This window comes from Mesorhizobium sp. WSM4884, from assembly GCF_029625675.1.
Taxonomy (GTDB): domain Bacteria; phylum Pseudomonadota; class Alphaproteobacteria; order Rhizobiales; family Rhizobiaceae; genus Mesorhizobium.
In genome coordinates this window covers 1-11,436 of sequence record NZ_JARTVO010000041.1, presented here as the reverse complement: position 1 = coordinate 11,436, position 11,436 = coordinate 1, and the positions used below count along the sequence as shown (strand labels likewise).

Genomic DNA, 11,436 nt, shown 5'->3' with positions numbered 1-11,436 from the left:
TCGACGCACTCCGGACAAGTAACCTCATGGGCGCGGCATGCAGGATTAACCGAGCCCAGCCGGTCATGAGTGCGGCCTTGCCGGGTCGGGCGATAGGCAGTCATGCCCTGCCCTTCCTGCGGGTCAAGCACTCCGAAAAAACATTTCCCCCATAAATGCTAGATCTTCCGTTGCCTTTTCGCGTCACAGGCCGTCAAACGCCCGGCCGTTCACAACAGTGATCCGGCAAGTGTTTGGCTGCGCGAGACGATGCTGCAGGGAGTCGTCCTGCATGGCACTTCGCTATGATGCTGCGGTGCCGTCTAACGGCGCCTCGTGCTTGAACGCACTGAACGGCCACCGCGATCAAAATCGATGGTTCGAGGACCGTTGATCATCACCCCGCCAGCCTCGATCTTGTTTGCCGCCACGAGAGCGACACAGAGACTGCTGGTGAAGATGCCCGCCTGCCCGCTATGTTCCGGATGGTTGACCATCCCGGATGGACCCATCGAGGGTGTCAAGGCGAGCATGAGCACAGGCGCGAACAGTTCACGGGCAGGCGCGACGGTGGCCGCAAAGCAACGTCGCGCCAGCATGCGATCTCAGCAGGATCGGCACCATCCTGTCAGGGAGCAATGCGAGTGGCTGGCTTAGCCGCTGCGACGCTGCCCGGCATCGCGTTCAATTGATCTGGCGCCTTAAATGCAGGAAGGCTTCGCGGCCGGTACGAGGCGCATCCCTCCTCCGAAGCAGCACGCCCAAGTATCATCACAAGCCCCGAGCGCCCGCGTTCGGCGATGTCCAATTTCCGACAATGTCGGAATACAGTCAGATCTGCTGGATTGACTTTAAATGGTTTTCTCATTTGGCACAGCGCATGCTGGTTATCCGGAAACACGTGACCGACCAACAAGAAGTCGCATGACACAACCGAAGCCATCCATGTCTGACGGGCTGCCCAGGATACCTACTGCGACCGCGCTTGCCCGGTGACGACCGCTCCGGCTCCGCCCGTTACCGACGAGGCAAAGTGACGGATTTCCTGCGTTTCAACGACATGGAGGTGGTTGTCATTCCCGCTGGGGGACAGACTCGGCCTGTTCAAGGCATTGCGCGAAGGCGGCAAGATGACGGCCACCCGTGCGCGAACTCAAGGAGCGCAGCCTGTATCGTGTATCAGGCAAATAGGCCGTCGGTCAGTGACCTTGACACAGGGGACATGCGCAAGGTCCTGAAGTTTGATGCAGCGATAGAAGGGTGCCAATGACAACAATAGCTTACAGGAACGGAACCATGGCTGGCGACGGCCGAGCCTTGGGTTTTGACTCAGTATCCGTCGGTGAGAAAACGAAGGTGTTTCGCTTATGCGACGGCACACTCATCGGCGTTTCCTCTTCGTCCTTGGGTATTCCAAAGGCCGTTCGAGACTGGGTTGAGAAGGGCATGGATGTTTCTGATATTCCTGTGCCGCGCAACGACGACAATTTTGAATTTGAGGCGCTGATAGTGCGCAAAAATGGGGAAGCCGTATTGTTGGACGGCAATTGGCTGCCAAGTGATCCCGTGAAAGGTGAATATTATGCCATCGGGAGCGGCAAGCAGTATGCTTTGGCCGCGCTGGTTTTGGGCAAGTCAGCTAAGGAAAGCGTCGAAGTTGCCGCGAAACTCGACGTTTGGACTGGTGGCACAGTCACTGCCATAACTCACTAAACCCGCCTTTCGGCGGGAGTGTGACAGTGCGAGCGTGGAAGTAGGGCGCCACCCCGGGGCACGTCGAGCCCTGTCATGTGAGCTGGTCCATAAGCGCGCGAAAGCGTCCAGTTGTGGCCAAAAGCACGATTTGCGACAGAACCGGCCCGCTTCTATGAGTATGGGCCGCTTTTTGCGGCCAGCGTGCTTGCCATCCTGCCGCCAGTGGCCGTCGCCTTCTTCTTCCAAGGTTACCTCGTCATGAAGTAGAGCACCACGATCTTGTCGGAGAGATCGGAAGGCGGACGGCCCTTCCGTCCGCGTCGGCCAGTTCGAAAGGCGGCGCGGCCTGCTCGTCGATCGCCTGGAAGAACCTCTCCGCGCTGTCCCTCATCTTGTCGAGATCGGCGCCCGGATGGTGGGCCAGCGCGGAGGTCCCGAGGATCAGCGCCAGAAATTGAATCGCAAGCGACGGTTTCGCTTTCATGGACAATGCATTCCGGTTGGGGGCGTTCGAGGGCTCCGCGGCTAGGATTGGTCTCACTGTGTCTGCTCCCGCTCCCGGCGGCTCATCTGCCTGATAGGCGCGTTCCCGCTCGGGCCATGTGCTTTTGATGAAGGCCAGAACGGCCCGGATCTCCTCGTCGGTGAGGACATTCCCGAAGCCCGGCATGTCGCTCTGGTAGCCGCCGCCGACGACCGCGGCCGGTCCCGGCGCCGGCATGCGTCCCGAAGGCAGCGGGCTTTCCAATCGCGCTGACCTTCGCCTGGCTAAAACCGTCTTGCCTAGCGCTATCGCCGCGGCCGGGGCGCGGCCATCCGGTTGGCGAGCCAAGGCAATGTCCAGACCAATCCGAGGCCTGCCGCGGCCACGCATCGATAAGAGGACCGACGCCCTTCTCCTTTGCCGCCGCTGGAGAACAGGTATTTGATCAGCGCGGCCGTCCCGAGGACGAGCACGACGACGACAAGCAGCCACACCAGGCCCGTGCCGAACATCATCATGCCGCTCATGCATTCCATCATCGAAGCCTCCTATTCCGTGGCGTAGATGCCGCCGGTCGCGTCAGACTTTCGGATTTCGAGAATCTCGAAGGGCGCTTCCTTCGTGCCACTCATGCCGGGGGAGCCCATCGGCATGCCGGGCAGCGTCATGCCCTTTGATGTCGGGCCGCTCGGTCAAGAGCTTGTTGACCGTGCCGACCGGCACATGGCCGCTCACCACATAGCCGTCGATGAACGAGAGAAGGCAGCCATCGGCTTCCGGCGGAATGCCCTCTTCGCGGCTCATGGCGAAAAGGTCGTGAGTCGGCCTTGACGGTGATTCCTGGAAGGCCGATTCCAAGGCGAGCTGGCTTGAAGGCCGCGGTCCGGATGGTCGACTAGGCAGCTTGGTTCCACGATCGCAATGCTTGATCGCTTCATTGCAGGCCATGGGCTCTCGCCCCCTCCTTTTGCCACACGAGGCGCCAGCTCACGTGTTGTTGTTGGCGTGCGCCCCGGCAACCGCTTTCACCAGCCGCTCCAGCGATCCCGCGCGCTCCAGCTCCGCAAAGAATGATGCGGCGTGACGCTACCCAGCCGGTGCTTCTCGGCCTTCCAATTAAACTGTCTCGACGAAAGAGCCGTCTCCGTTGCTCCGGTCTCGGTGTTGAGTTCTCTAAGGCTGCGCCACACCTTGGTCCCCACGCCGGCAAATGATCTCACTATGCAGCCCGTGCTCGCACGCTCTCAAACTAATTACCGCTGCTGCAACACGCCGCCTGGCGGCCTGCACCGAAAAGCCGACAGGGGTGCATCTGAATAGCCGTGAACCCAGGTCTCAAAGACCATCCGGCGCGACGAGCGGACGCACCGCACGTGTGACACCCGCCTTGTGGGGCAGGGTTGCCTTTCTCAATCCCGGCGTTGGTCGGCGTCCCAATGAGCAGCAAGCTATTATCGGCCGCCGAATCTTAGTGGCTTCGTCGAGAGCCTCAATCAACCAAGCGGCGAAAGCCCCGCTAGAGTCTCCGCCCGCCTGTCGCTATGAAGCAGTTGCAGCCAGCGCTGCTTCAGGCGCATGAACTCGCCCGATGCAATGATTTCCGTCGCCCTGGGTCTTTCGAAGGGCACTGTTTCTATTCCCTTCTTCTTCGGCGCGCGGCTTGATGCCGACATACGGTTTCTTGACCTGCCGCCTGAACTGGCTGCCGAAGCGGGTGCCCCGCCAGCGACCCCGACAATCCCCTGTTCCGCAACTGCTGAAGAGCCGACTGCGCTCGCATCCCGATATTGCGCAACGGCACTATGCCGACATTCTGGAGACCGCAGCCGCATGAGCCTCGAGATGTTCCGCCGACCGTCGACAAAGGCGTCCTCTCGCCTGCGTCCGCCATTTGTCAGTGCTCGATCTGATTGGGGAGACGCCGGTCGTCGAACTGAAGAGATTCGATACCGGCAGGTGTCGTCGCTTCGTCAAGATCGAAAGCCAGAATCCCGGCGGATCGATCAAGGATCGCATTGCGTTGTCGATGATCGTTAATGCCGAACAGCGTGGCACGCGCGGGGCGGTACAATCATCGAAGCGACCGCTGGCAACACAGGGCTCGGCCTGGCCATCTGGCGGCACGAAGCGCGTGATCGCGTGTCCAAAAGCTGACAGCGTCAGACAAATGTCAGGTTCATTACAACCAACATCTGGGCACTGACGAGGTTTTTCGAAGCAATGGGCGCTAACTGCGCGCTGAGCGCGTTGGCATGGCTTTTGAGACTGAGTGACTGTGACTGCACTCAATGGGGCAAGACGAGCGATGCGCTCCTCCCTGAACCCGTGTGCCGTCTCTGAGAGGAAACCAGCTCGTGCAGAAACCTTTGGAAATAGCTTTGGACCGCAACGTGGTATTGCAGATGGAGTCCCCGGCTCCTTCGATTAGAGTCGAGAACTGGCTGCATGGCGAGCCCCTCACGAGCTTTGAGCCCGGCAAGTGTACATAGTCGAATTTTGGGCAACTTGGTGCGGCCCATGTGTGGACGGGATGCCCCATCTGATCCAGCTGCAGGGCGTCGCCAGGCGCACCATCTGGACAGCAGGAACTGGACTATGGGCAAGGTAACAGGCTTTCTCGAAATCGACCGGCAGGTGCACAAGTACCAGCCGGCCTCCGACCGCATCCGGCATTTCCGCGAATTCACGCTGCCGATGTCCGACAAAGAGGTCGAGAAACAGGCCGCGCGCTGCATGGATTGCGGCATTCCGTTCTGCCATGGGCCGACGGGCTGCCCGATCCACAACCAGATCCCGGACTGGAACGACCTCGTCTACAATGGCGACTGGGACAATGCGATCCGCAACCTGCATTCGACCAACAATTTCCCGGAGTTCACCGGCCGCATCTGCCCCGCACCTTGCGAGGAAGCCTGCACGCTGAACCTCGAGGACATCCCCGTCGCCATCAAGACGGTCGAGCAGGCGATCGCCGACAAGGCTTACGAGACCGGCCATATCAGGCCCTATCCGCCGGAGAAGAAGACCGGCAAGCGCGTCGCCGTCATCGGCTCCGGCCCGGCCGGCATGTCGGCTGCCCAGCAGCTCGGCCGCGCCGGCCACGACGTCCATGTCTATGAGCGCGAGAGCCGGCCCGGCGGGTTGATGCGTTACGGCATTCCCGACTTCAAGATCGAGAAGCACTATATCGACCGGCGCATCGAGCAGATGCAGGGCGAGGGCGTCACCTTCCATTGCGGCGTCAATGTCGGCGTCGACAAGCCGGTTGCCGAGCTGCTCGCCGAACATGACGCCGTGCTTTATTGCGGCGGTTCCGAAACGCCGCGCGCGGCCGGCATTCCCGGCGACGATCTCGGCGGCGTGCATGACGCGATGCCCTATCTGGTGCAGCAGAACAGGCGTGTCGGCGGCGAACCGATCCAGTCGGTGGCGTGGCCGTCGCATCCGATCCTCGCCGGCGGCCAGCATGTCGTCGTCGTCGGCGGCGGCGACACTGCCTCCGACTGCGTCGGCACCGCCTTCCGCCAGGGCGCGGTGCGCGTCACCCAGCTCGACATCCGGCCGCAGCCGCCGGAAAAGGAAGACAAGCTGTCGGTCTGGCCATACTGGGCGACCAAGATGCGCACGTCATCCTCGCAGGCCGAAGGCGCCGAGCGCGAATTCCAGGTGGCGACGCTTGAATTCATCGGCGAAAACGGCCAGCTGACCGGGGTCAAATGCTGCGAAGTCGACGAAAAGCGCAAGCCGATCGCCGGCACCGAATTCGTCATCCGCGCCGATCTCGCGTTCATCGCCATCGGCTTTGCCGGGCCAGCCGCTCGCGGGCCGGTGTCGGAACTGGCCGGCCAGATGAAGATCGCCATTGACAGCCGCCGCTCGAAGAATGTCGAGGCCAATGACCGGGACTACAGGACCAGCGTCGAAAAGCTCTATGCGGCGGGCGACGTGCGGCGCGGCCAGTCGCTGGTCGTCTGGGCGATCCGCGAGGGCCGCCAGGCGGCGCGCGCCATCGATGAGGCGCTGATGGGATCGAGCGTGCTGCCGCGCTGAGTCCGTCTCGAGACCCTACTTGTGCGGCCACCTGAAGGCGCTTTCCGCCCTTCCGCTGCCCCGGGCAGCTTACGGACTGATCGCCGTGGTCGTTTCGGTTGTGGCCCCGGCCGCAGGCTGCCGCCTTGGCGGCCAAGAAAAATCGTCGGCGCGGCCGGGCGCAGCAGCGGGCGCCTTGCCCTCGACGACGAATTTTTCACCGGGCCCGTCCGGCTTGGCCGGCGCTGCGGCACCGAGAAGTTCCGAACCGCCGTCGAGTGCCGGTGATTGCGAGTCGGCGTCGGTAGCCGGGTCGGCGGCCTCAGTCTTTTCCTTCGAGGGTGGACTACGTTACTGGCCAGTACCGGCAACGCATCGAAGGAACTTTACAATCATAAAGGTACGTCACTGGTCTCGCGGCTCACCTATGACGATCTAGACGCGCATTCGAGTCCACAATCCGACTGGCATTTTCGTAAAGGCCTCCTCGGTGCGGGCGGCATCAGGGAGGATTTTCTCATGACGAGGACTTCTTACGGAAATGGGGGGCTACTCAAACACATTCAGTGATCAGCGCGGGGGCGGCGTCAGCTATTTCACCGCCGATCTTGGATATAATTTCTTGAACTCACCGCGCTACCGCATCGGTGCTTTTGTTGGCAACAATTTCTGGCACGAGAGCTACGATGCTTTCGGTTGCACGCAGCAGGCGACCAACTGGGGAACCTGTGTGCCAACCGTCCCACCTACGTCAACCTCTCAGCCAGGACAACGATTGGCATTCGCTGCGACTCGGCTTGGCCGGGCAGACGCAACTCACCGAGCGACTCAGCCTTTCTGGTGACGTGGCGTTCCTCTTCACGCGGCTCGACGGCAAAGAGCAGCACCACATGCGCCCAAGATCAAGCTAATTCCCGAAGACGGCGATGGGCATGGCGTCCAGCTCGAGGCGGTGTTGCGGCCGTGGCGAATAACGGCACCGCTCATTTCGAAGAGGCAATGGGCGGTCGTGGTTCCCCGCAGGCCGACGATTGGAAGGCAAAGCGCTACGGCGTTTTCGTGCAGGCTAGCATCAAGTTCAACTGAGAGAGCAAGAACCGAGGAGAGCGGCGATGCCACTCCAGCTCATTACGATCATTGGATCAACAGAAGGAAGTTTTCCGAAGAGTTTTGCAAGCGTGCGCAAAGTCGCCAGACAAAGTTCTCTCGGTCCATAGTGTACGTGCCGTCACGCCCGTTCTCGACATGGTTGAATGATACGTCCCGCGCGATCGATCAAAGTCGTTTTTCATTGGTTTTCCGGAAATCGCGGGGAGCACAGCGTGCTGTGACCCTCGCCTGCTGGTTTTCTGTCAACGCGCAGATGAGGGAGAATGAGCGTACAGCAAAAATCATCAGTGCTGTCGCTTTCGCCAAAGCCCGCCGCAGCTAAACGGGGTCCCACGCCCGGTAGCGCCCCCTGCCGGTCACCTCACGGATGCCGAGTTCGGCACCAGCCCGAGCGCAGCGCGCTGGCTAATTTTCAGCTCGGCCGCGACCAGACCTGCCGACACCAGCGGCCGCGCCAGCACCAGCTCGATCAGCGCCGGCAGGCTCGAGTTTTTGCGCCGGTTCCTGAGCCGGCGCTCCATCTGGCTTTTGGCCAGCGCCTGGATGATTGCAAGGCTGAAACAGTCGATGGAACGCCCCTCCAGCGAAGCCGAACCGGACGAGGCGCGCGCGCCAGGTCCTTCGGCTGCCATCGGCACGCTGGGTTTAAGTGCTTGGGGTGACACGGCGTGATCTCCGCCGTTGGCGGGAACAGGGCAGTGCAATAGTACTGCCCTGTTCCTTTTGATCAGAGGCCAGTGCGGATTTCTTCGGCAAGCGCCCTCAACGTCGTCTCGACGTCATCGCCGTTTACCATCTTCTGCATCGCCACGGCCCATGCGTTCATGGCTTCGCCGAAGCCGACACGCGGTGTGAAAGCCAGCGCGGCTTGGTCCTGTATCTTTTTGAAGCTGTCAACGAAGTTGTTGAACTCGGGCTGCGAAGCGTACTTAGTCCAGGTGTCGTCTGCCAGGTCGACGTGCGCGGCGGATTGACGAGCTGGCCAGCAAGGGCACCCTTGAGCGCCACCTGCTTGGAGGTGGCCCACGGGATGAACAGCCAGGCCGTGCCCTTCTTTTCGGAAGCCGCGTTCATGGCGAGAGCCCAGATCCAGATGTCAGACTCCAAGCTCGTGGCGCTCGGTGCGTGCAGCGGCGGAGCGAAGGCGATCTTGCCGGATGCCGGCTTCCCCGCAACATCGTTCCAGAAGCCGAACATATTTGAGTCGATCGTCATCGCGCTGCGGCCGGACGCGAAGGAAGGAGCCGCGCACTTCTTGATCATGTCCACGTAATGTAGTCGTATCCAGCATCGGTAAGCTTCCAATCGCTCAGGTATTTGTCCAGCGGCTCCAGGGCGCCACTCGGAGCGAGGTCCTACGCGGGCTGAATGCCAGTGCCGAACACATCCCATGCTGGCGACTTCGTCGTCAGTTGGATCGTCATCTTGTTCCAGTAAGAATCGTCTGGGTAGAGTTCCGGCGTGACCTTGATGCCGGGTCAGCTTCTCGAACTCCGGAAATTGCGCAGCGAGAGCATCCGCATAGGGGTGGATGTCGTAGGCCCAAGTTATGCTGGTCCCTTCGAATTGACGCCAGTTCACGGTGTCGGCAGCGGCCGAATTAGTGAGCGATGCCGAGACGGCAAAAAACGCCAAGTCAAAAGCAAGCTGTTTGCGAAGCGACGCGCACCTGTAACGAGTACGGGGAATGAGCGACCCATGTAATCCTCCCTGGGGCATTTTGCCAATTTTTGGGTCCACTCCTCCATCCCGAGTTCGCTCATAGCCACAATAAGCGGTTTCCAACGAGCTCGCTCTGAATGCACCAGGCCAACTGGGTAAAAACGGGTAACCGGCACTAAAAGGCGTTGTAGTATCGCCACCAGAAATACTGCTCCGTGGTGCTGGCCTTTGCCTGGGGGCGCAACACGGCAACTACCCGCTCAAAACGGTTGGTCCTCTACCTCTTATTCACCGTCGCTTTCCTCGCGGCCTAACCCGGCCGGAATATCCGTTGCCAGAAAAAGGCCTCGCGGCCGGTTCGAGGCTCATCCCTCCTCCGAAGCAGCACGCTCAAGTATCGTCACAAGCCCCGAGCGCTTCGCGTTCGGCGATGTCCAAATTCCGACAATGTCGGATACAGTCAGATCTACTGGATTGCGTTTGAATGGTTTTCTCATTTGGCACAGTACATGCGGGTCATCCGCAAAACACGTGACCGACCAACAAGAGTTCGCATGATCACCTTACCACAACATACAGCCGCCGCGGAACAATCACTTGGCCCCTGATCGCCCACCCCGGCACCACAACCGGAGTCATCGATGTTCTGACAGGCTGCCCAAGGATACCTGCTGCAACAGGGCTTGCCCTGGTGACGACCACTCCGGCTCCGCCGGTTACCGACGAGGGCAAAGTGACGGATTTCCTGCTTTTCAACGGCATGGAGGTGGCTGTCATTCCCGACCACCGCGCCGGTCGTCACCCATATGGTCTGGTGCAGGATCGGCAGCGCGGAATGAGCCGCCGGGGATATCTGCATGTCTTCGAGCATCTGATGCTCAAGGCGCCTCATGACGAGCACGGCTCCGTCGCCTGGAGAGATTGAACCCAAAGGGAGATTCAGATGTCTGAAGCGAATCAGGAAAAGTTGGACGCATTCTTGGGGAAAATGGTCGGCGATCTCGGTGCGATCGCAACGGGCGCGGGAGTCCTGCTGGGGGACAGACTCGGCCTGTTCAAGGCATTGCGCGAAGGCGGCAAGATGACGGCCGCCGAACTTTCGACACGCACCGGCACCCAGGAACGCCTCGTAAGGGAATGGCTTTCCGGGCAGGCGGCGGCGGGTTACGTCGACTACGATGAAGCGAGCGACAAATTCTATCTCAACGCCGAGCAAGAGCTGGTGTTCGCTGATGAAGACAGCCCGGCCTTCATGGCAGGCGCATTCGAGTTCCTGTCCGCGCTGTGGCTCGATGAAGAAAAGGTGAGGCAGGCATTCCAGTCCGGCAAGGGCGTCGGGTGGCACGATCATAGCGCGTGTCTGTTTCGCGGTACGGAACGGTTCTTCCGTCCAGGCTACAATGCCAATCTGATCGACTCCTGGCTGCCGGCCTTGGAGGGCGTCGTCGAGAAGCTCGAACGCGGCGTGGACGTCGCGGATGTTGGATGCGGTCATGGTGCATCGACCGTGCTCATGGCACAGGCCTTCCCCAATTCGCGCTTCGTCGGCTTCGACTATCATGCCCCTTCGATTGAGCGCGCCCGCAAGGCGGCCGAGGTAGCCGGCGTCGGCGTTAACACGCGGTTCGACGTGGCGGCCGCCAAGAGCTATCCCGGAACCTATGACCTCGTCACATTCTTCGATTGCCTTCACGACATGGGCGACCCGACGGGCGCCGCCACCCATGTCCACGGATCGCTCAAGCCGGACGGCACGTGGATGATCGTCGAGCCGTTCGCGCATGATCATCTGGCGGCGAACCTCAATCCCGTCGGCCGCGTTTACTATGCCGCTTCCACTTTCGTGTGCACGCCCGCATCCGTGTCGCAGGAAGTCGGGCTCGCGCTTGGAGCCCAGGCCGGTGAGGCGAGGCTGCGCAAGGTTGTGACCGGCGGCGGCTTCAAGCGATTGCGTCGCGCCGCGGAGACACCGTTCAACATGGTGCTGGAGGCCCGCCCTTAGCGTGGCCGTCGCCAGAAATTGCAGCTCATCGCATTTGATGAAGATCACCGCCAAAAATCCGGACGCATCGGGCACATTTTCAAGGCGTCTGGGTTCACGCAGAGGTCGCTGCCGAGTTGTGTGCCAAGAGTCCCATACGTTGCGGCTCAGAAAGGACCCCACGCACGGCGACGAACATGCCCATAGCGATGGCCGCTATAATCACATATGTCCACCATGGCGCGTTCACAAAGCTGGTAAGCCACGTCGCACCGAACGCGCTTACGACAAAAACGAGAGCCTCGATAAAAAGACTGAGCCTGTACACATTCAGTCGTCTCATCCTCATACCACCCATCCAAAGACTGAGCTTGTTGCGCTACTGCGACAGAGCCTAACATATTGGAGAGTGCTCACTAGTCGACCGTGAACAATCCGAGCCCTAAGCGGCGACCGGCTTCGGCCGGATTTGAAGCAGGGCAATCAAGAGCGACAA

The 11,436-nt window shown here is 60.7% G+C and carries 9 protein-coding genes and 6 pseudogenes; 8 read left to right on the top strand and 7 right to left on the bottom strand.

Annotated features, from left to right (window positions below):
• Positions 1–302: 302 nt before the first annotated feature.
• Complete coding sequence (locus tag P9236_RS30470) at positions 303–578, bottom strand: hypothetical protein (protein WP_063169403.1); 276 nt, start codon at positions 576–578, stop codon at positions 303–305.
• Between the two features lie 697 nt (positions 579–1,275).
• Between P9236_RS30470 and P9236_RS30465 the strand changes: the two genes are divergently transcribed.
• Positions 1,276–1,692: a hypothetical protein gene (locus P9236_RS30465; RefSeq protein ID WP_063169404.1), complete on the top strand. Its 417-nt coding sequence runs from the start codon at positions 1,276–1,278 to the stop codon at positions 1,690–1,692.
• Positions 1,693–1,930: 238 nt separating this feature from the next.
• On the opposite strand, the gene P9236_RS30900 is transcribed toward P9236_RS30465, so the two are convergent.
• The 3 genes and pseudogenes from P9236_RS30900 to P9236_RS30445 form a co-directional block, all read right to left on the bottom strand.
• On the bottom strand, positions 1,931–2,422 hold the full coding sequence (locus tag P9236_RS30900) for a cytochrome c (RefSeq protein ID WP_244514239.1): 492 nt from the start codon (positions 2,420–2,422) through the stop codon (positions 1,931–1,933).
• 41 nt (positions 2,423–2,463) lie between these two features.
• On the bottom strand, positions 2,464–2,685 hold the full coding sequence (locus P9236_RS30450; protein ID WP_245462946.1) for a hypothetical protein: 222 nt from the start codon (positions 2,683–2,685) through the stop codon (positions 2,464–2,466).
• A gap of 21 nt (positions 2,686–2,706) precedes the next feature.
• Positions 2,707–2,986, bottom strand: a pseudogene (locus P9236_RS30445) (DUF411 domain-containing protein); the annotation flags it as partial.
• An 801-nt stretch (positions 2,987–3,787) separates the two neighbouring features.
• Here P9236_RS30445 and P9236_RS30440 point away from each other — a divergent pair.
• From P9236_RS30440 to P9236_RS30425, 4 genes and pseudogenes are all read left to right on the top strand, one after another.
• A pseudogene (locus tag P9236_RS30440) lies at positions 3,788–3,992 on the top strand (isopenicillin N synthase family oxygenase); the annotation flags it as partial.
• 8 nt (positions 3,993–4,000) lie between these two features.
• Positions 4,001–4,270 (top strand): annotated as a pseudogene (locus P9236_RS30435) (pyridoxal-phosphate dependent enzyme); the annotation flags it as partial.
• A 278-nt stretch (positions 4,271–4,548) separates the two neighbouring features.
• A pseudogene (locus P9236_RS30430) lies at positions 4,549–4,712 on the top strand (thioredoxin domain-containing protein); the annotation flags it as partial.
• Positions 4,713–4,753: 41 nt separating this feature from the next.
• Complete coding sequence (locus P9236_RS30425; protein WP_063169408.1) at positions 4,754–6,208, top strand: glutamate synthase subunit beta; 1,455 nt, start codon at positions 4,754–4,756, stop codon at positions 6,206–6,208.
• 69 nt (positions 6,209–6,277) lie between these two features.
• On the opposite strand, the pseudogene P9236_RS30420 reads toward P9236_RS30425, so the two are convergent.
• The 3 genes and pseudogenes from P9236_RS30420 to P9236_RS30410 form a co-directional block, all read right to left on the bottom strand.
• Positions 6,278–6,472 (bottom strand): annotated as a pseudogene (locus P9236_RS30420) (DUF459 domain-containing protein); the annotation flags it as partial.
• A gap of 1,181 nt (positions 6,473–7,653) precedes the next feature.
• Positions 7,654–7,962 carry a helix-turn-helix domain-containing protein gene (locus P9236_RS30895; RefSeq protein WP_236473435.1) on the bottom strand — a complete coding sequence of 103 codons (309 nt, stop codon included), beginning with the start codon at positions 7,960–7,962 and terminating at the stop codon, positions 7,654–7,656.
• A 62-nt stretch (positions 7,963–8,024) separates the two neighbouring features.
• On the bottom strand, positions 8,025–8,324 hold the full coding sequence (locus P9236_RS30410) for a hypothetical protein (protein ID WP_224571022.1): 300 nt from the start codon (positions 8,322–8,324) through the stop codon (positions 8,025–8,027).
• Positions 8,325–8,327: 3 nt separating this feature from the next.
• Between P9236_RS30410 and P9236_RS30405 the strand changes: the two genes are divergently transcribed.
• The 3 genes and pseudogenes from P9236_RS30405 to P9236_RS30395 all read left to right on the top strand — a co-directional run bounded on the left by P9236_RS30405 (position 8,328) and on the right by P9236_RS30395 (position 10,961).
• Positions 8,328–8,570, top strand: coding sequence for a hypothetical protein (locus tag P9236_RS30405; RefSeq protein ID WP_224571023.1), 243 nt, complete (start codon positions 8,328–8,330; stop codon positions 8,568–8,570).
• Between the two features lie 1,053 nt (positions 8,571–9,623).
• Positions 9,624–9,845, top strand: a pseudogene (locus P9236_RS30400) (insulinase family protein); the annotation flags it as partial.
• Positions 9,846–9,902: 57 nt separating this feature from the next.
• Positions 9,903–10,961 carry a class I SAM-dependent methyltransferase gene (locus P9236_RS30395; RefSeq protein ID WP_024504268.1) on the top strand — a complete coding sequence of 353 codons (1,059 nt, stop codon included), beginning with the start codon at positions 9,903–9,905 and terminating at the stop codon, positions 10,959–10,961.
• Positions 10,962–11,436 lie beyond the last annotated feature (475 nt).